The following is a 20,238-nucleotide window of genomic DNA, read 5'->3' as shown; positions in this document are numbered from 1 at the left end:
CGTTCTTCAGCGGGCGAACTTCAGCGGGCGAACTCTCACCCGCAACTTTGCGAGTGGGTAGATACTCGCACAGCAGAACCGTTTTGGCACCGAAGAGTGACCAAATCGTTAATAGAAACCGCGCATACGCACGAAATCAGTGCTGAATGGCGGCATCCGCACGCGAAACCGGCAGTGGGTCGGGGATGGTGGCCCTGTTGACGGTGCCGTCCGGATGGAGCACCCAGACCCGGTTCCGGCCGGGGGCAAGCGGCGGCGGAAGCTCCCTGCGCCGGCTGATGGCACGGAAGTCCGCCAGACCGCAGCCGTCGAACACGATCGGCGTTCGCGGGCGGAGCATCCCCAGCAGGGACCAATTGGCCTGCCAGGTGTCCGCGTCGCCGACCAGGATGGCACCGTTGTCGGCCATCAACCGGAGCCGGCCGGCCTCCGCACTCGCGGCCGCCGTGAGGTCGACCACTGCGCCTCCCTGGCCGGCTGTGATCGCCGCCATGGTGCGGGTCGGTGAGCCCGCGACGACGAGCAGAGGGCCACGCAGGGCGGCATCATCGACGCTGGTTCCCGTGCCGGTCGGGCCCCCTAGGCCGGTCTGGGCCGCCGCCGCGGCGCGTGCCGCCTGGGCCTTCGGCTGGAGCAACTGGATTCGAGTGCCGTTCCAGGAGCCGCCGCCCGGCGGCAGGGCCGTCTCGAACCCTCCGACGAGTGTCTCCGCGGCCGCACGCGTCGAGTCATCGGGCAGCCGCAGCACCAGACGGCAGGGGAAGAAGGCCGGCACCCCCTGGAGCGGGCCGGCGAGGTGCTGCACGGCAAGGACGATGGTCAGGCCGCCCGTCGGACCGTCCCGAAGGAGGCCGGCGAGCAGCTCGAACGCGGCCGCGCGGTGCTCGTCGCCCCAGCGGGCGTAGACGGAATCGAAGTCGTCCAGCAGAAGGATTCGAACACCCCTCGTGCCCGCGTCGTGAGCCGCGGGCACGCCCGCGTCGAGATCGGCGCGCACCGCTGCGAGTGCGTCCCAGACGGATTCGACGTCGGGTCGGGGCGCCAGGACCCGGTCGGTGCCGTGCCCGTCGGCGACGACACTCAGGGCGGAGCTCTTACCCGATCGGCCGGCTCCGACGACCAGGACGTGGCCGTGCCGCGCCGGCTGGTAGCGCGCGACCCGGTACCGCTGGTGCTCCGGTTCGTCGAACAGACCGATGGGGATGCCGGGCAACGTTTCACCAGGCTGGCCGGCCTTCTCCACCGCGGCCAGGTCCGCCCGGGTCACCCTGGCGGGCAACGGGTCGAGCCAGGGTCGCCGGGGGGCCGGCCCAGCCCGGCGGCGGTCGATGATCGCCCGGAGATGGCCTTCCGTGACGGTGGCAACCTGGGTCAGCACCGGGTCCCCGTCTCCGGCGGAAATGAGGCAGCGCCCCGGAAGTGCGGCCGACAGGGCGGCGGCCGCATCCGTTCCGAGCACGGCACGGCTGTCGGCCCTGTTGTTCACCCGTAGCGACACCCGCAGGCTGCAGTTGGCGAGCAGGGCATCGCGCACGACGCCGTTCGGGCGCTGGGTGCAGAGGATGAGGTGAACTCCGAGCGAACGACCGCGCGCCGCGATGTCGACGAAGAGGGCGTGCAGTTCGGGGAACGTCGTGAGCATGGTGGCGAATTCGTCGACCACGATCACCAGTCGCGGAAGCGGCCCCGACCGGGCGTCTCGGCTGCGGAGTTCGTCGATGTCGCGCACCCCGGCGGCGCGGATGGCCCGCTCGCGGTGCCGGAGCTCGGCCGCCAGGCTGGCCAGCGCCCGGCCGGCCTCCCGTGCGTCGAGATCGGTGATCAGCCCGACGCAGTGCGGCAACCCGAGCAGCGGGCGGAACGTCGCTCCTCCCTTGAAATCGATCAGGAGAAAGGTCACCGCGTCGTGCGAGTGAGCGGCGGCCATCGCCACGACCCAGGTCACGAGGAACTCGCTCTTGCCGCTCCCGGTTGTGCCGCCGACCACGGCGTGCGGGCCGGCCGTGACCAGGTCAACGGTCACCACTCCCCGGTGTCCCACTCCGACGGCACAGGTCAGACCTGCCGCCCCGGAGGCTGCCGGGTCGACCTGGTCCGCCGGGTCGGCCAAGTCTGCCGGGTCAGACAGGTCGGCCAGGGCGACGGCGGTGGGAATCGGCCCGTACGGTCCGGCCAGGTCTGCCAGTCCGGCCGTGCGCGCTCGCTCCCGTAGCGCCGCGGCAAGGCCGGCCGCCTGGTCGAGCGTCACCAACTCGGGGCGGAACCGGAGTCCAGCGGGCTGGCTGGCCGATCGGACGATTTCCGCCTGCGCAGGACCGTGCAGCCGCACGATGGTGTCGCAGTCCGTCGGGAGCTCCTCCAGGCTGCGGGCGAGCGCGATCAGCAGCCTGGCACCGGCCGGGGCAGTGGGTACGTGGCCCGCGTCGGAGACGGCGATCCGGCGGCTCGGGGACCGTGCGACGGCGTGCGGGAGGGCCGTCGCCCAGTCCCACGGCTGTCGTCGAGGGGCGTCAAGGCCGACGGGACCGGGTGGCAGGGCAACGGCCAATTGCAGGAGCAGCCCCCTGGCCATTGCCTGGCCGAGGGCCGACGACGCCACGATCCCGATGCCCCAGCGTGGGTCTGCGGTGATCGGGGCGTCGGTCAGGCTGGCGGCCAGCCCGCGAATTGACGGTTCGTCGTCCCGCCCGGAGGAACCGCCCTCCAGTCGCAGCCCGCTCGGCACGTCGCCGCTGCCCAGGCTCGTCAGCACGGGAGCGTCGTCGCCCGCGTTCGTGCTCCAGCGCACGGCGCCCACTGGATCGCGGAGGATGCTGGTCGCCGACGGCGTCCGTTGCCAGGCCGCCCCAACGAGGGCGTCTCTCTGCCGGGCCACCGACTTGCGGAGCACCGCCAGGGCCTCCAGGTGGGCCTCCTCGGCCGTCGCCCGGGCACGGCGAACGGTGCGGCGCCCGTCGAACATGCTTCCTAGGGCGATGACCGGGCCCAGCACCGCGAACAGCAGCACGAACGCCGACCCGGTGAACATCCAGATCAGGGCCGCGACGATCAGTGGGGCGACGCTGGCGACAAGCGGGAACCCGGGCGGGGCCGGGTCGACCGGTCGTGCCGGGAGAATGAGGGACTCGTCGGGTTGGATCACCGGTCAAGGAGACCACGGCCTTCCGGGCCGGACGGGCAGGGTCAGGCATCCGTGCGGGAGCGGCACCTGGCCGGAATGGGGAGGGATTGCGCTAGTTGACCATGAAGAACTGGTCGGCGATCTCCACCCTCGAACCACGAGGCACGAGATAGCGGCGACCCGGCTCGCAGCGCATCGAGGTCGAGTCGGGGCGACGCACGATGGTGCCGTTTCCGGAGAACCGGTCGCTGACCCAGAACTCGCCCTCATGCTGGCCGAACTCGAGGTGGCTCTTCGACACGGACATGCCCAGGTCGTTGACCTGCACCAGGGTGTCGAAACGCTCGGTCGGTTGGGGCAGCGGGCGACGGCCGATCAGCCCGGTTCCCTGGGTCGACACCGTCTCCCCCGTGCTGAACTGCAGGACGAAGAGCGACGCGCGCGGCGGCGCAATGTCCGGCGGCGCGGCGGCCCGCATGACCGGAGGGGCAAGCGGCGGGGCGACCGGCGGCGCGGGGGGCCGCGGGGCGGCCGGCGCGGCGGGTGGAGGCTCGGTCGGAGCCGGCTGGGCGGCGACAACGGGCGTCGGTTGCTGGACCCGGCCGTCGGCGCCGAGGGGAACCGAGATGACGACGGGCTGGCGCGGAAGCGGCTGGATGATCGTGGTGTCGCTGGGGCGAGGGTCGGGACGCTTGCGGGTTTTCGGCGTCGCGGTGCTCGAACTGCCGCATTCGCCGCAGAACATGGCACCGGTCGGCAGCCGGGCACCACAGATCAGGCAGTTCACGTCGCCGATCCTCCCTTGCCCCGCGTCGACCGATTACCGGTTGCCCCTCCAGCGTACCGACCAAGCGAGCGAAGCGAGACGAGGGCGGCGAGCCGGTCCCGGCGCTTCTTCCCGGCTGACAGCCCCGCCCGAAGCTTTGCGACGGCCGCCCAGACGGTGTCGGCGTCCGTGGTCCCTGGCCGGTCCGGCGCGAATACCGCCCGGTCGACGGCAGCGGCGAAGGCGCGCGGCCCCTGACCGCCCACGGTCTCGGCGACCTCGTTCCGGGTCGCACCGGAGGGAACGTCGATGCCGTAGTCGAGGACCGTGTCGGCGAATTCCCGCCAACCGCCGCGGATCCGGTCCAGGGGCGCCGCCAGGGTTCGGCGCAGCCGCCGGCGTCTGACCTTGGCCGCGACGATGAGCAGGAACGGGGCGGCGAGAACCCCCAGACCGAGGATGGTCCAGCCAGCCACGGTGGCCGCGGCGAGCAGGAAGGCCAGGAAGGGGTCGAGCGGTGCCGGCGGGTCCTCGATCGTGCTCTCGGGCGGGGTCAGGTCGCGCTGCTCGGCGACGTCGGGGATGGCCGGGGGAACGACCGATTGGGGGCGTGATACGACAATCGGTTTGTCCGGCTGCTTCGCCGGGATCTCTCGAACCGGGGGGTTCGGGTCGATCGTGACCCACCGTCCGTCGGAAGACTGGACCTCGATCCAGGCCGAAATGTCGGCGCCCGTGACGCTCACCGTCCCGCCCGAGGACAGGGGTGCGAAACCGACCACGACCCTGGCCGGGAATCCGAGCCGCCTGGCCAGGAGCGCCGCCGCCACGGAATACTGTTCGGCATCGCCCAGCATCGGCTGGTCGGTGAAGAGCTGACTGATCCGGTCGGCACCGTGTCCGGAGCGGCTGGACGGCTCGTCTGCGCCAACGCCGTGACTGACGTAGCCTTCCACTTTCAGGCCGTCTAGCATGGCCTTTAACTGGACTCCGGGAGGGTCCCCCGGCCGCACGTATCGGGTGAAAGCCTGTTCCAGATCGTCCGGAACAACGCCGATCGGCGGCAGGACGGCCGTTCCCGGACGGAGGGAGGCCAGGGCCTCCGGTTCCCGGGGCAACACGGCCACGCTCTGGTAGCGGTCGCCCCTGGCCAGACCGGTGAGCACGGCGGCCGTCCCGCTGTTGTCGTTGTAGAAGAACGCGTCGGAGCGGGTCACCGCCGTCGAACCGGCGAAGGTGATCCGTTCGAGCCGCCCGGCTCCGGGAACCCAGATGCCGTCGTACCCGTCGACTCTCACCTCGAGGGTAACCTGCTGCCCGCCGAGCGCCGACTGGTCCAGGCGGTCCGGCAGACGGGTGAAGGAGCCGGACGCGCTACTCACCTCCGCGCTCCCCACGGAGTAGACGATGCCGTCGTAGCTGTCCAGCGCCGCGAGCCGAAGGCGCGCGCCGGCCGGGAGCCCCTGCACCTCGAGCAGGACTTCGTCGGCCGCCCCCGGTTGCAGGTAGCCGCGGAATGCGCTGAGCGGGCTGGGATAGCTGCGCGGATCGAACGGTTGCTGCACCCGGGCGCGCACCACGTCGCGGGGAACGCCCGCGGGAAGGGCGATCGCCGCGACCGTGCCGGCCGCGATGGCCACGGCGATGATCAGGGCGGCGCTGACCAACCGCCTGGCCGCGCCGAGACGCCGGTCGGCGGAGGATTCGACCGTGCGACGGGATTGCTGGGCCACGAGGCGCACGATCGCCTGCCGACGAACCCACCGCAGCCAGAGCAGCCAGAAGAGCAGCGCCACGAAGAGTCCCAGGCCGGATTCGATCGGGGTGGCCGCCCGTGTCGGGCCGAGGGCGATTCCGGCGATGAAGAGCGCCGCGGGCGCGAGCACGGCGAGCTCGCCGATCCGTGAGCGCAGCGCAATCGACAGGCCCACCACGGTGCTGAGCAGGACGAGGATGAAAGCGGGCACGAGCAGCGCCTGATAGGAGCCGACCGGGAGAACGATCGTCACGAGCTGCTTCCAGCTCAGGGCGGTGGCGCCGACGAGGTCGCGCATCCCCTGGAGAGAGGGCAGGAATCGGTTCACCGCCTCGCCGGGGATCGCCAGTTGGACGCCGACGAGCAGGTACACCGCAATCAGCGCCAGGCCGACCAGCCAGGCCGGCCAACGGAAGACCGCTCCGGCCACCGCGACCAGGGCGCCCAGGGCGAACGCGACGACGACGAGCACGACGAAGTCCACACTCTGGTAAACCGGCCACAGCGCGGTCGCCGCGATGAAGATGCCGACCATCAGGCCGATCGTGTTCCCGAGGATGAAGCTCCAGCCGGTGCGGGGCCCGCGGGCCTGCCTGGCCTCCCTGCGCTCGCTCATCTGGTGGCCGCCCTGGCCAGGCTCTGCTGGAGATCGTCCAGGTAGCCGATGGTGAGCACGCTGAGCTCGGCAACGCGCCTGAGGCTGGGAACGGTCTCCGGGTCGCAGACGACGGCGACCACCTCCACCCCGGCCGGGAAGCGATGTGCGGCCGCGCGCAGGTCGGTCAGGCTCGACGACGACCCGGTCACCAGGAAGGCCACGGAGATCCCGGCGACCTTGTCGGCCGCGGCCTTCGCCAGGTCACTGACCGGCAGGGCCGCGCCGGAAAGCTCGATCCGGCTCAGGTCATCGAGCAGGCGGGTGCGGGTGAGCGTGCTCAGGGTGCGCACGGCGGATGCCCGGCGCCGACTGCTCCCCGCCGTCACCTCACTGGCCACCACAGACACCGTTCGCGCATCGCGGATCGCCCGGACGCCGAGCGACCCGGCGACGCTGACGGCCATCTCGAACTGGTCGTCGGTCTCGTAATCGGACTCAGCCAGACTCAGGGCTACCATCAGGTGGCTCCGCCGCGACTCCTCGTATTGCCGAACCATGTAGCGGCCGGTCTTGGCCGTGCTCTTCCAGTGGATGCTGCGTCGCTCGTCACCGGCCACGTACTCGCGCAGGGCGTGGAAGGAGACGTCGCTGTTGGTCAGGTCCCTGGTCGGGTTGCCCTCAAGGTCTCGAATGAATCCCGTGCTCATACTCGGGATCGGGATGGTGCGCGGGTGCACGAACAGGTCGACTCGTTCGGCCCAGACGATCTCCCGTCTCAGCAGCCCGATCGGGTCACCGCGCACCGTGCGCACCGGGCCGATCGGGATCACGCCGCGACGCGTTGTCGGCACGATGAAGACGTCGTCGAAGCTGCCGCCGCGGGCCAGGCCCGGCATGGCGAATTCGGCCAGACCGGCGCCGACCGGCACCTCGACGGCGACTCCGGGGAGCCGTTGCCTGGTCGGGTTCACCACGGACACCTCCCCGGGGACCTGCGTGCCGACGACGACCCGGTCGACCGGCAGGGAGAGGTGGATCTCGTAGGAGTTGCGTCCGATCAGGAAGCAGAAGGCCGCGATGACGAGGACGAGCCCCGACCAGGCGATCACGACGAGCTCGGTCCAGCCGACGCCGTAGCCGAAGAGGAACGAGGCGAACACGACGGCCAGGATGCTCCAGCCGAGTGGGGTCACGACCGAGGCGACGAAGCCGCCTGCGGTCTCGCCGAGTGCGCCGATGGCTCGCCAGGCTCGCACCGCGCGCGAGATCGCGCCGGCCAGTCGGCCCTGCACCGCGGAGGCATCGACCCGGCCGGGCCGGCTCACCGGGGTTCGGGCGTCACCGATCCGGGCGTCACCGATCCTGGCGTCACCGATCCTGGCGTCACCGATCCTGGCGTCACCGATCCTGGCGTCACCGATCCTGGCGTCACCGATCCTGGCGTCACCGATCCTGGCGTCACTGATCCGGCTCACACAATTGGCCTGTCGCTGGGCGGCGGGGTCTCGATCAGGATCCGCGCGATCACGCTCGACGGCGTGACGCCGTCGAACTCGGCCTCAGGGTCGAGCACCAGCCGGTGGGCCAGCACGGTCTCCGCCAGCTCCTTCACATCGTCCGGGATGACGTAGTGGCGGCCGTTTGCGGCCGCCAGGGTCTTGGCGGTGCGGATCAGGGCCAGGGCGCCACGCACGCTCACGCCCAGCCGCACCTCGATGCTGGTGCGCGTTGCCTCGATCAGCCGGGCGACGTAATCGTTGATGGTCGCGTCCACGAAAACCGTGCGGGCGAGGGCCGCGAGCTCGACAACGGTCTCCGAGGAGACAATCGGCGGCACCACCGTCTCGTGCGCGCGCAGCCCGGCCCCCTCGAGAATCCGGATCGTCGAGGAGTGGTCCGGGTAACCGATCGATGCCTTCATGATGAACCGGTCGAGCTGGGCCTCCGGCAACCGATAGGTACCCGCCTGCTCGATCGGGTTCTGGGTGGCGATCACCATGAACGGTGCCGCGACCGGGTGGGTCACGCCGTCCGCGGTGATCTGTTCTTCTTCCATCACCTCGAGCAGCGCCGACTGGGTCTTCGGGCTGGCCCGGTTGATTTCGTCGGCGAGCACGATGTTGGCGAAGATCGGGCCACGGTGAAACTCGAAGGCCCCGCTGCGCTGGTCGTAGATGCTCACCCCGGTGATGTCGCCAGGCAGGAGGTCAGGGGTGAACTGTATCCGGTTGCTGCTGCCGCGCACGCTCTGCGCGATGGCGCGCGCGAGGGAGGTCTTGCCCGTTCCCGGCACGTCCTCCAGCAGCAGGTGGCCGCCGCTGAGCAGCGCGGTGAACGACATCCGGATCACGTGGTGCTTGCCGAGCAGCACCCCTTCCACCCCGTTCACGAGCCGGTCGAACACGTCGGCGAACTGGGTGGCCTGCTCCGCGGTCATCGTCATGGGGTGGTCACTTTCGTTCGGTGCATGGAAATCCGGCTCATTTGTCGTAGGAAAAACTGTGGCCGTTGACCGTGACGGTCAGCCGTACCGTGCCGGCCGGCTGCGGCGACGGCAGGATGCAGGTGGTCGCCTGGCCGGCCACCGGGGTCACCGACGGGTCGCCGGGCACGAGGCACTCGTAGCTCGCCGGGAGCCCCTTGTTGCCCGGGCCGTTCGTCCAGGCAAAGACACCGCTCTCCGGAGTGTAAACCAGTCCATCCACGGTGAAGCTCAGCGAGGGCTCCGGCGTCGCCGGGTACGTCCCTGACCAGGTGCCGCAAGAGCCCCAGGCGCTACAGGCCTGGACCTGGAAGCGGACGACCTCACCGAAGCTGAAGCCCAGGGGCGCCCGCGGCCACTGCGTCGACGGGAAGGTGACATCGGTCCACGGCATGGGGTTGCCGGCTGCGTCGACGCCACGGATGTTGTAATGGTCGACACCCGCGCTGGGACTGGCCCCGTCGATGCGGAGGTCCCAGGAATCACCATTCATGGCCATCGGACTGGTCACGGAGCCGATCTCGCCCGGCGCCTGGCGCACGAGCACGGTCGCCACGGCGGTCGGAGCGCATCCCGCCCGGTTGTACCCCCAGACGACGAAGTAATAGCGCCCGTTGTCGGCCAGCAACTTGTCAAAGACGACGGAGGTGCTGCCGGCGTCGACGGTCTTCTGCTCGGCGACGAGACCGCCCCGGACCGGAGCTTCCAGGCTGCCGGGGGCCGGGCTGGTCACCGAACAGGCCTGGGCGTCGGTGGGCAGCTGGTCGGCACTGACGCGTTGCACGAAGTACCCGCCGATGGCGTCACCGCGGCCATCGAACGGATCCCAACTCACGGTGACCGAACCGCTCGCGTTCACGGCATTCGCGGTGATCGCGCCGGCGCGGGCCGCACCGAACGGGCGTCCGCTCGCGGTCGAGGAGTTCCAGGTCGACAGCGCCGGGTAGGCGTCGTTGCGCGCACTGACGGTGAAGGGGACATCGGTTCCGTTGGCGAGACCGGCGACGTCGATCGAGCAGGTCGTGGCAGTGCAGGACGCACCGGATGCGCTCACCTCATCCTGTGCGACCCCGCCGACCGTCACGACGTATCCTCGCATCGCCGTGCCGCCTCCGGTCGGCGCGACAGCCCTCCAGCTCAGACGCAGCCCCGAATCGAGGGGCGCGGCGGCCAGACCGGTCGGGGCCGGCGGAACGACGTCGGACCAGACCGGGGCGTCGAGGACCGTGGCCGGGGAGAGCCCGATGCCGTTTTGGGCCGCAACGGAGACCCGCACCGCGTTTCCCTGGCCGTTGCCGGGGGTCGCCAGTTCGCAGGCGGTGGCCTGGCAGATGGAGCTGCCGACCACGGCACCCGTCGCGACGCTGACCAGGGAGATCTGGTAGCCGGAGATGGCGGAGTTATTCGATGATCCCGCGTTGAACGCGACCGAAACCCGACGGTCCGCGAATGCTGTCACCCGCAGGCTGGACACCGGGTCCGGCTTGTCCTGCACAGAGATGCGCACGGAGCCCCAGGCGAACCGGGCAGGGTCGCCGGTGGCGTCCGCCACCTGGTACTGCAGGTTCGTGTCCGTCGGGGCGGCACTCGCCGCCACCTTGACGGTCAGTCGACTGTTGTCGGCATTGGGCGTGATCGTCACCCCCGCGGGAACCCCCGCCCCGTCAGCGCCGCGCACCGCCAGGACGCGAAGCGGCACCGCCGGGAATGGGTTAGTGGCCCCGTCGTTCGCGAGCACGTCGACGACGGTGCTCTGGCCGCGCAGGGCCACGACGGCGTCGGCGGCCGGGATCGCGACCGGGCGGGTCGACGCGACGACACTCATCTCGATCCGGCCCGCCTTTCCGGCGTTGACGCCGTCCCGCACCCCGATTGTGATCGCGCCGCGGCCGCCCTTGGGCGTGGACTCGGCGGCGTGCAGGGTGAGCTGCTGCCCGTCGAGGGTGTAGCTGAACCCGACGGGACGAGGCTCAAGCACGGTATAGGTCAGTTCGGCCAGGTCCTTCGGGTACGGGTACGCGGTGAGCTTGGTCAGGTCGATCACCTTCGTCTGGTCAGGCTCGAAATCGAGCACGGCCCCCGCGAAGTCGGGCGGCTGGTTCTCGCGTGGGGCGACCTCGATGGGCAGCACGATCGTCGCGGTGCGGCCGTCCGGATCCTGGGCTCTGGTGCCGTCCGTCACCTCGAAGGAGATCGACGCCGGTCCGTAGTACTTGTCACTGCTGGTGAACACCAGACGGGTGTCGGAGGAAACCAGATCGGCGCCGTCCGAGCGAGTCGCCTGCACCAGGCTTCGGTCGTTCAGGCGTACCCGACGGCCGCCGACCGCGACGACGTAGTCGTTGATGTTGATCGTGAGGGTTGATTCACTCCGCACCGTGAGCGGGGGCATCCCCTTCCGCAGCTGAGGCAGGGCGTCGTTCGAGCCGGGAACCCAGATGAACGCGTAGGAGAGGATGCTCGGGTCGTCGGGGTTGGCGACCTCGAACGGAATGATCTGGCTGGATTCACCGACCCTGACCTTCACGAGGTCGTTGCTCGTCACCTCGGCGACGCTCGAGAAACCGGCCGGCACGCTCAGTCGAAGGCTGCGGGCCGGGCCGTCGGCGAAGAAGACGTTGGCGAGCACGTCGACGGTGATCGTGCTCCGGTCGAGAACGTCGGTGAGCGTCAGGTGGGTGTCGTTTGCGTCCGGCCGGGAGCGCGGGGCATCCGCGCGCACGACGACGGTGAGGAAGGTCGAGCTCGAGCCGCCGCGGGCGTTCTGAATTTCGTAGATGAACCCGTACCGGCCCTCGGTCGACGGCGCGCGCACGGTGATGGTGTCGGCGTCGATCACGGCCTTTCCCTGGGCGTCGCCGGTGCCGGTGGGTTCGACGCCGGTGATGGTCAGCGCTCCGCCGTCCGGGTCGGAGTCATTGCCGAGTACACGCACGGCCACTCTGCTGCCGGGGCGCACGGTCACCTCGTCCGGCGCGGCGACCGGGTTGCGGGCGCCGTCCAGCCGCGGGCTGATCCCCACCCGCACGGTGCCGACGGCGCGGGCGCCGAGCGCGTCGACGACCGAGTAGGTGAAGGTGTCGGTGCCGGCCGAGTAGTCGCCGGCCGAGTAGTCGATCGAGTCGGAGCCTCCGATGGTGACCGAGCCCTTGTCGGGATTGGTTTCCTGGCCAACGAGTTGCACGGAGTCGCCGTCGGAATCGATGCCGGACAGCGGGATGGGGATGTGCACGGTCTCGCCGGCCAACACCCGGGCCGTCACGGTTTTCGGCACCGGAGGGTTGTTCGAGTTCGGATCCGCTTCCCGGACCGAGATGCGCACCTCGGCATTGGCGTACTGGCCGTCTGGCGCGTTCACCCGGTAGACGGCGGTGAAGTTGCCCGTCGTGTTCGGGGCCAGGTAGCGCAATACCGTGCCGGAGGCGAAGAGCAGGCCGGCCCCGGCCGGCAGGGGCGTCGCCAGGGTGGGGTCGAGCGTGAGGACATCGCCGTCGGGGTGTTCGTCGTTCGCCAGCACGGGCACGTCGATTGCATCGCCGACCCGCACCGAAACGCTGTCCGGAACGGCGAGGGGCGCCTGCTTCCGGGCCGGCGGCGGAATTTCGATCACCGTCACGGTGCCCTCGGCCTCGGCCAGGCCGTTGCTGATCCGGTATCCGAACACGGCCGAACCGGCGTCGAGTGGTTTCGTCAGTGTGACCCGGAGGATGCGCTGGTCGAGGATCTCGATCCGCAGCCCGCTCTCGACCGGTACGTCCATCGTGCCGGTGACCAGGAGCACGCCACCGGCCGGGTCGATGTCGCTGGCGAGGACATCGATGACTGTGGCCTTCTGACCGCGCACGAATGCCGTGTGAGGCACGGTAATAGGAGTGCTGTTGGCGTCGGGCGGGGCCGACACATCAACCCGGATGCGCCCGGTCGCCGTGAGCGCGCCATCCGTGATCGCGTATTCGATCTCGTGCACGCCGAGCACTTTGCTCAGGAACCGGAAGCTGCCGCCGTCGAAGTCGGCGGTGATGGTCACGTCCGGTTTTGCGGGCACGCTGCTCAGCCGTAACGGCGCCGACCCGCCGCGCACATGCTCGAGCGGCGACACCGTCACCTCGGCGCCGGCCGTGGCCAGGACGACGAAGGACTCCGCGACGATGGGCACCGCCCCGGACGGGCGGACCGCCACCGAGAGCGTGCCGGCGCCGTCCATTCGGCCGTCCGAGACGACCAGGCCGATCGACTTCGCCTCCGTCCCGGTGCCGGTGCCGGCCTCGGTGAAGACCACTGCTCCGGCCGGAGTGGAACTGATCTGGTCCGGTGCGACGGCCGTGGCCGCGGAGAGGTAGATCGGGTCCCCATCCGGATCGACCCAGTCGCCGAGCACCTGGCTGGTCACCCGGCCCCCGGCCCGCACGGTGGTGTGGGTGCCGCGCTTCTGCACCGGGGCGGAGTTCTCCGCGTCGGCCCGGATGGCGACGGTGACCGTCGCCGTGGCCTTGCCGCCACGACCGTCATTGATGGTGTAGCCGAAACTGAGCGTGCCGGTCGCCGTCGGTTCCAGCGTCAGCTGTACCTGCTGCGTGTTCCCGACCAGATCGAGCCGCCCGGTCTCGGCCGGCAGGTTCGTGAGGGAGTCGATCACCAGCACGTCGCCGTTCGGGTCGAAATCGTTCAGGAGCACCGGCAGGGTCACGGTGCGGCCGGGCCGCGCGCCGAAGTCGTCGTCGACGGCGACCGGCGGAACCTGGGCCTTCTCGAACTCGGGCGGGGTGTCGTCATTGTTCTCGACCACCCGTTGCTGGTTCTGGTTGGTCTCGATCAGCTCGGCCCAGTTGTCGATGCGTTCGTTGCCTCGCTGCACCGCCCAGGTCGCTCCGTTGTGGGCATCGTTGAGCACCATCCCGGTGCCGTTCCGGCGGAAGGCAAGCCGGGCGTCGCCCGCGAGACCGCTGAGGGCGCTTGTGCGGTCGCCCGCCGGGTCTCCGGCGCAGTCCCGCCACACCGAGCCGTCACCCCAGGCCGCATAGGAACAGCGGGCATCCGAGGCCGGGGCGACCGGCGCGCCTGCCCGACCGGAGACCACTATCGAAGCGCTCCCGCCGGCGAGGTCGACGGCCTCGAGGCCCCCACGGTGGGCGATCAGCACCTGGTCGCCGCGCACGCTCGGCTCCTGCAGGAGAGCACCGTCACCCGCGGGGATGTCCCCGGAGAGGTCGACGTCGGCGCCGGACAGGAGGAGGTGCCTGGTCGAGGCGTTGAACAGCGCCCACTGGCCGGCCACGCTGGTCAACTGGTAGCTGTCCTCCTGGCGCCCGCCGTCGACGGTGACCGTGGAAAGTATCGCGTCCGAGCCGTACGGGTCGAGGCGGGACAGCGTTCCGGTCGCCGGGGTGAAGGCGTAGGTCACCCCGTCGGAGTCCACGGCCACCAGGGAACCGGTACCCAGGGACAGGGCGGGTTCGGCCATGCTGTCGAAGGTGGAGAGCCGGTTCGCCGCGAGGTTCCAGATGTCGCCGTTGGAGACGACGACGGCCCGGTCGCCGGCGAGGTAGATCTCCGGCGCCTTCGGCGGCAGGGCAACGCTCTCCGCGACCTTCGCCGTTGCCGGGTCGAGGATGTCGACGGAGTTGTTGCCGCGGTCGAGCACCAGCACCGTCGCTCCCTGCTGCACGACGTCGAGTCGGGAACTGCCCGCTGCGACAACGGTGTTGAGTTCGAACACGGCCGTGTTCGCCCGGCCGACCACCTGACGGGACTCGTTGGTCACCCAGACGGCGGCGTCGCCGAGATCAAGCCGCTGGGCGGTGTAGCCGCCCGACACGATCGCCACGGTGGCAATGACGGCCACAATGACCGTGCCGCTCAGCGTCGTCACGAACAGCGACCGATGGGCGGCGAGCCATCTGCGGATCATGGGCCGTCACCAGCGGTGTCGACGCACTTCTCCCCGCTGGGTGTTCCGGCCTTGCCGTCGCGGTTGACGGTCACCGTGACGCAGACCCGCGGCTCCCCCTTGGGGTCGACGCTGAATTCGGTGCCGCGCTGGATGCTGCTCTCGCCGGTACGCAGAGCCACGACATAGCTGTCGCTGTCGCGCACGCCGGGGTCGGCCCAGCTGAACAACACGGTGCCCTGCCGGAACTCGCCGGACACATCGCTGACCGTCGGGATTCCCGAGCCGACTTGACGCACCAGGAACGTCGCCGCGGTGACAGCCAGTCCGACGATGAGCACGGCGGCCGCGAGAAGCGCCCAGACGGTGACGGTTCGCCGGCCGGGCCGATGTGCCCGGGTCACGGATTCACCGCTGGTCAGGCCGGGAGACCGGGTACCCGAGCGCGACACGCCCTGTGCCGCCGGCGGCTTCCGGCGCCGGCGGCGGCCGGCATAGGCGTCGACCGAGTTGAGCCCGGTGATCCGGGTCCTGTCCGTCTGGTCGGCAACGGTGTCCGTCGCCCACCCGTCCATCACGACCTCGAGGGAAGTTTGGGCCAGGCCCAGTTCCGCCTCGACCGATTGCAGCTCCCGGATCAGTTCGAGCACGCTGCGCTGGCGCAGCTCGGGACGCCTGGACATGCTCTTCGCGAGGATGAGTTCGAGCCGGGCCGGGACATCCGCCCGGTTGAGGGCCGTCAGCCTGGCCTTGTTGATCCTGGCGATGATCTGGGCCGAACCATTTTCCTCGCCGGGCAGTTCGAACGGGGATCGTCCGGCCAGCAGCGAATACAGCGTCGCGCCCAGCGACCACACCTCGGAGGCGATCGACCCGGACGTTTCGTCAAGGAGCACCTCGGGGGCCGACCACGGGATCGACAGCCCGATCGCATCGGAGCTCTCCACCTCGCCGAGGGTGGCCGCGATCCCGAAGTCCGAGAGCACCGGATGCCCGTAGGCGGTGACAAGAATGTTCGACGGCTTGAGGTCACGGTGCAGCACACCGTTCTGGTGGGCGGTCTCCACGGCACTGGCGATCTTGATGCCGATCCTGAGCACCTCGGGCACCGACAGCGCTTCGACGCGGTAGCGCTGGCTGAGGGTGGATGAGCAGTACTCCATCACCAGGTACGGCCGACCGTCCGCGGAGACGCTCGCCTGGAACACGGTCAGGATCGACGGGTGCGAGCTGAGCTGCGCCATCAGGTTGGCCTCGGCCTGGAAAAGCTGGCGCACGTGATCGTTCACGATTTCGGCCAGAAGCACCTTGACGGCGACCTGACGCCGGGGCATGTTCTGCTCGTAGAGGAACACGTCGGCGAAGCCGCCGGACCCGAGCACCCTGAGGTAGGAGAACCCCGGAAGGTTCGGGGGCGTTGAAGGCAATCGTCGTGCCATGTGCGCCTCCCCGTTTCACGGTGCGTATCGAGCGTGCTGTGAACGCAGGTCGAACGGGTAAATCGACGAGCGCCTCTGGTAAGTCTAAGCAACGACTCCGCCGGAGAGCGGAAGCGACTACCCCAACTTTGGGGGGGAGAACTAGGGCGCGACGTCGACGACATCGACGACATCGAGCACGATCACCGTGACGTTGTCACGACCGCCGTTCTCGAGCGCGGCGTCGACGAGCGCCTTCGCGGCATCGGCCGATCTGGGGTTCGAAATCAGAAAGTGGCGGATTCCGTAGGCCGTGAGTTCCTTGGTGAGCCCGTCAGAACAGACCAGCAGGCGCATGCCCGGCTGGATGGGGAGAACCCGGTAGTCGGGAACCGGCGGTTCGTGAAACCCGACCGCGCGGGTGATGATGTTGCCGTGGGGGTGCACGTCGGCCTCATCACGGGTGATGCGCCCGGCGTCGACGAGTTCCTGCACCACCGAGTGGTCGGTGGTGACCTGCTCGAGCACGCCGGAGGTGAGTTGGTAGACGCGGGAATCACCGATGTTGAAGACGATCCACTGCGGCACTCCCGAGACGACCGCGACCGTGGCACCCGTCACCGTCGTTCCGGTTCCCAGATCCGTGACGCCCTTGCCTGCGGCCATGTCCTCGACCGCCAGGCTGAGAGCCGCGTTGATGGCTTCAGGGTCGAGGTAGGCGCGCCCGGCGTATTCGGCCAGCCGGGTGACGACGGCTGCGCTGGCGACGTCGCCGGCCGAGTGCCCACCCATGCCGTCGGCGACCGCGAAGATCGGGGGCTCGGAGAGCAGACTGTCCTCGTTGACCTCGCGCCGGTGACCGGTATCGGTCAGTGCCGCCCAGGCCAGCGTGACGCTCTTGTGCACCGAGGGCAACGCGAGCGTGAAGCCGGTTGAGCTCTGACCAATCTGGGTCACGATTGTGCCTTCCAAAATTGGCGCATGGATGCCGAGGCGGCTAGGCGCCGCTCGCAGGGAGGATCTCGATGATATTACCGTCCCCGATGTCCACTCTCGTACCGGCGAGCACCGTCTGCGACTGACCTGACCCTAATCGTTGCGGACGCCGGCGAGGCAGGATGACGACGGTGCCGTTCGTGGAGCCCAGATCGGTGACCACCACGGAGTCACCCACCTGCCGGATATCCAGGTGGGTACCGGACACGGCGGAGGTCGGCGAGGCCACCTCGATCAGTCGCGGGACTGGGCTCTCGGCGACACGGGCATGGCGGGGGTGACGGCCCAGCCGGCACGCCGTATCGAGGCGCAACTCGGTACCGTCCGTCAGCCGGAGGCCGTAGCGCGGACGGGCGGGCAGGTCCGGCCCGGCCGGCGAACCGGACGGGGCAGGTCGGCCGAGCGTGGTCTCCGCGACCGCCGCACGCCCCGCCCTGAGACCGCCCGGCGTGAGGATGACGGTGTCCGCCTGCACGCGCGGCACCCGGAGCACCGTGTCGGCGTCAACGGCGGGAGGGCGCGGCGACCGGATTATCGTGGCCTCCATACTCTCCGGCCGGTCCACGAAACTCCAGAACAGTCGGCTCGCCGTGACCGTGCCGCCCGGGAAGGGCCGCCCGGAGTCGAGCAACCCCGCGGGCAGGACGGCACGGCCCGGACTGCCGATCACGAGCCCGGTCACCGATCGGAAGTCGGAGAGCAGCCAGGGACGGATGTCGCCGGCCGAGAAGCGCCGTGACCCGCCGACCGAGAAGACGTCGACGGTGATCTCGCCTCGAACGATCACCGAAACCGGCACGCCGTCGTCATCGGTGGCGTCGCGCTGGACGATGACGGCGAAGCTCTCGACCTCGAGCTCTCCGCCGAGCGGCAGGAGTGCCACGACGACCTCGGCCTCGACAGTCGCCTCGCCCGCCAGCGCGCCGAGCGCGTTCGCCACCTCGGCCGGCGCGTTCGCCGGAATCGCCGCCAGGAATGCCCGTCCGACGACGAAGGTCCACTCGGCTTCTTCCCCGGGGGCCAGCAGATAGCCAACGCGTGCCATGGAACCGACCTTCCGCCCAGTGTCCGACCGAACCTCTCCGCGCCCGACTCCTTCATTATCCGGCGTCTCGTCCGGCCTCGCCTATTTCCGAATCGAGGCGGCCACGTCAAAGTACCGATCGAACCGGAGTGAACCTTGGAATCCGCAGCTTTTCAAGCGTTTCGCTACGGAATCCCTTGCCGAAGTGCATTCTCACTGGCATAATCGCTGGATGAGCGGAAACGGACGCGGCACGGCAGGGAAGCCGGCCCAACTGGACGAGGTCTCCAAAAAGATCATCGAGCAGCTACAGGTCGACGGACGACGCTCGTACGCCGAAATCGGCAAGGCGGTCGGACTGAGCGAAGCCGCGGTGCGCCAGCGGGTGCAGAAGCTCACCGAGGCCGGCGTCATGCAGGTGGTCGCGGTGACCGATCCGATGCAGCTCGGCTTCTACCGCCAGGCCATGATCGGCATTCGTGCCAGCGGCGACGCCCGTATCCTTGCCGACCAGCTGGCGGCCATTCCGGCCGTCGATTACGTCGTGCTCACCGCCGGCTCCTTCGATGTGCTCGTCGAGGTGGTCTGTGAGGACGACGACGAACTCATCGCCCTGCTCAACTCGCAGATCCGCAGCCTGGCGGGCGTCAATTCCACCGAGACCTTCGTCTATCTCAAGCTCCATAAGCAACTCTACAACTGGGGAACACGATAAAAAATGACACTGACAGCGCCTGACACCACCGAGTCAACACCCACCGAGGCCACACCCACCGAGGCAACACCCACCGTGTACACCGACGCCGAGAACGCGGCGATGCAACAGAAGGCGAAAGACCACCTCTGGATGCATTTCTCCCGCCAGTCGGTTCTGGAGTCCGGTGCCGGAGTCCCGATCATCACCAAGGGCCTCGGCCACCACATCTGGGACTCTCACGGCAAGAAATACATCGACGGGCTCAGCGGCCTGTTCACCGTCAACGTCGGCCATGGCCGCAAACGCCTCGCCGAGGTCGCGGCCAAGCAGGCCGAAGAACTGGCCTTCTTCCCGGTCTGGTCCTACGCGCATCCGAACGCGATCGAACTGGCCGACCGACTGGCGTCCTACGCCCCCGGCGACCTCAACCGCGTCTTCTATTCCACCGGCGGCGGTGAAGCCGTCGAGACGGCCTTCAAACTGGCCAAGTACTACTGGAAGCTGCAGGGCCGGCCGACCAAGCACAAGGTCATCTCCCGCAACGTCGCCTATCACGGCACGCCCCAGGGCGCCCTGGCGATCACCGGCATCCCGGCCATGAAGGAAATGTTCGAGCCGGTCACCCCCGGCGGTTTCCGGGTGCCGAACACCAATTTCTACCGTGCGGACGAGATGGGCTCCGGCCTCGGCGACGACGTGGAGAAGTTCGGCCTCTGGGCCGCGAACAGGATCGAGGAGATGATCCAGTTCGAAGGGCCGGAAACCGTCGCCGCGGTGTTCCTGGAGCCGGTGCAGAACTCCGGCGGATGTTTCCCCCCGCCCCCTGGCTATTTCAAGCGCGTCCGCGAAATCTGCGACCAGTACGACGTACTCCTGGTCGCCGACGAGGTCATCACCGCATTCGGCAGGATCGGCAACATGTTCGCCTCCACCACGTTCGGGATCGAGCCGGACATGATCACCTGCGCGAAGGGTATGACCAGTGGCTACTCGCCGATCGGCGCCACCATCGTGAGCGACCGCATCTACGAGCCGTTCAAGCACGGGGACACGACGTTCTACCACGGCTACACCTTCGGCGGCCACCCGGTTTCGTCGGCGGTGGCGCTGGCCAACCTCGACATATTCGAGGAGGAAAAGCTCAACGAGCACGTGCGGGAGAACTCGCCGCTGTTCCGCGCCGAGCTGGAGAAATTGCTCGATCTGCCGATCGTGGGCGATGTTCGTGGCGAGGGCTACTTCTTCGGAATCGAGCTGGTCAAGGACAAGGCGACCAAGGAGACCTTCACCGACGACGAGTCGGAGCGGCTCCTGCGCGGCTACCTGTCCAAGGCGCTGTACGAGGCCGGACTCTACTGCCGGGCGGACGACAGAGGCGACCCGGTGGTGCAGCTCGCTCCCCCGCTCACCATCGGCCCTGCCGAGTTCCGTGAGATCGGTGAGATCCTGCACGGGGTGCTGTCGGAGGCACCGAAGTACCTCTAACCCGGCCC

The 20,238-nt window shown here is 69.3% G+C and carries 11 protein-coding genes; 2 read left to right on the top strand and 9 right to left on the bottom strand.

Annotated features, from left to right (window positions below; translation table 11 throughout):
• Positions 1–136 precede the first annotated feature (136 nt).
• The 9 genes from QMG61_RS01730 to QMG61_RS01690 all read right to left on the bottom strand — a co-directional run bounded on the left by QMG61_RS01730 (position 137) and on the right by QMG61_RS01690 (position 18,069).
• The gene (locus tag QMG61_RS01730; protein WP_283492602.1) at positions 137–3,142 is read right to left on the bottom strand and encodes an FtsK/SpoIIIE domain-containing protein; all 3,006 of its coding nucleotides are present in this window, start codon (positions 3,140–3,142) and stop codon (positions 137–139) included.
• 91 nt (positions 3,143–3,233) lie between these two features.
• A complete protein-coding gene (locus tag QMG61_RS01725) occupies positions 3,234–3,908 on the bottom strand; it encodes an FHA domain-containing protein (protein ID WP_283492601.1) in 675 nt (224 codons plus the stop codon).
• Positions 3,905–6,259, bottom strand: coding sequence for a transglutaminaseTgpA domain-containing protein (locus tag QMG61_RS01720; protein WP_283492600.1), 2,355 nt, complete (start codon positions 6,257–6,259; stop codon positions 3,905–3,907). Before QMG61_RS01720 ends, QMG61_RS01725 begins: the two co-directional genes overlap by 4 nt.
• Positions 6,256–7,716, bottom strand: a complete 1,461-nt coding sequence (locus tag QMG61_RS01715) for a DUF58 domain-containing protein (RefSeq protein ID WP_283492599.1) — start codon at positions 7,714–7,716, stop codon at positions 6,256–6,258. Before QMG61_RS01715 ends, QMG61_RS01720 begins: the two co-directional genes overlap by 4 nt.
• A complete protein-coding gene (locus QMG61_RS01710) occupies positions 7,713–8,684 on the bottom strand; it encodes an AAA family ATPase (protein ID WP_283492598.1) in 972 nt (323 codons plus the stop codon). Before QMG61_RS01710 ends, QMG61_RS01715 begins: the two co-directional genes overlap by 4 nt.
• A 37-nt stretch (positions 8,685–8,721) precedes the next feature.
• Complete coding sequence (locus QMG61_RS01705; RefSeq protein ID WP_283492597.1) at positions 8,722–14,631, bottom strand: Ig-like domain-containing protein; 5,910 nt, start codon at positions 14,629–14,631, stop codon at positions 8,722–8,724.
• Positions 14,628–16,049, bottom strand: coding sequence for a serine/threonine-protein kinase (locus QMG61_RS01700; RefSeq protein WP_283492596.1), 1,422 nt, complete (start codon positions 16,047–16,049; stop codon positions 14,628–14,630). Before QMG61_RS01700 ends, QMG61_RS01705 begins: the two co-directional genes overlap by 4 nt.
• Positions 16,050–16,190: 141 nt before the next feature.
• The gene (locus tag QMG61_RS01695; RefSeq protein WP_283492595.1) at positions 16,191–16,985 is read right to left on the bottom strand and encodes a PP2C family protein-serine/threonine phosphatase; all 795 of its coding nucleotides are present in this window, start codon (positions 16,983–16,985) and stop codon (positions 16,191–16,193) included.
• A 40-nt stretch (positions 16,986–17,025) separates the two neighbouring features.
• Positions 17,026–18,069 (bottom strand): FHA domain-containing protein, encoded by a 1,044-nt coding sequence (locus QMG61_RS01690; protein WP_283492594.1) that lies wholly within the window; start codon positions 18,067–18,069, stop codon positions 17,026–17,028.
• 211 nt (positions 18,070–18,280) lie between these two features.
• Between QMG61_RS01690 and QMG61_RS01685 the strand changes: the two genes are divergently transcribed.
• A complete protein-coding gene (locus QMG61_RS01685; protein WP_283492593.1) occupies positions 18,281–18,763 on the top strand; it encodes an Lrp/AsnC family transcriptional regulator in 483 nt (160 codons plus the stop codon).
• Positions 18,764–18,766: 3 nt separating this feature from the next.
• The gene (locus QMG61_RS01680) at positions 18,767–20,230 is read left to right on the top strand and encodes an aspartate aminotransferase family protein (protein ID WP_283492592.1); all 1,464 of its coding nucleotides are present in this window, start codon (positions 18,767–18,769) and stop codon (positions 20,228–20,230) included.
• Positions 20,231–20,238 lie beyond the last annotated feature (8 nt).

This window comes from Cryobacterium sp. PH31-AA6 (assembly GCF_030063195.1).
Taxonomy (GTDB): domain Bacteria; phylum Actinomycetota; class Actinomycetes; order Actinomycetales; family Microbacteriaceae; genus Cryobacterium.
Note: the sequence above shows the minus strand (reverse complement) of the source record. Positions and strands in the feature narration are given on the sequence as shown.

Coding starts and splice junctions, on each gene's coding strand:
- QMG61_RS01720 (WP_283492600.1), bottom strand. CDS start 6,259: ATGAGCGAGCGCAGGGAGGCCAGGCAGGCCCGCGGGCCCCGCACCGGC.
- QMG61_RS01710 (WP_283492598.1), bottom strand. CDS start 8,684: ATGACGATGACCGCGGAGCAGGCCACCCAGTTCGCCGACGTGTTCGAC.
- QMG61_RS01705 (WP_283492597.1), bottom strand. CDS start 14,631: ATGATCCGCAGATGGCTCGCCGCCCATCGGTCGCTGTTCGTGACGACG.
- QMG61_RS01700 (WP_283492596.1), bottom strand. CDS start 16,049: ATGGCACGACGATTGCCTTCAACGCCCCCGAACCTTCCGGGGTTCTCC.
- QMG61_RS01690 (WP_283492594.1), bottom strand. CDS start 18,069: ATGGCACGCGTTGGCTATCTGCTGGCCCCCGGGGAAGAAGCCGAGTGG.
- QMG61_RS01685 (WP_283492593.1), top strand. CDS start 18,281: ATGAGCGGAAACGGACGCGGCACGGCAGGGAAGCCGGCCCAACTGGAC.
- QMG61_RS01680 (WP_283492592.1), top strand. CDS start 18,767: ATGACACTGACAGCGCCTGACACCACCGAGTCAACACCCACCGAGGCC.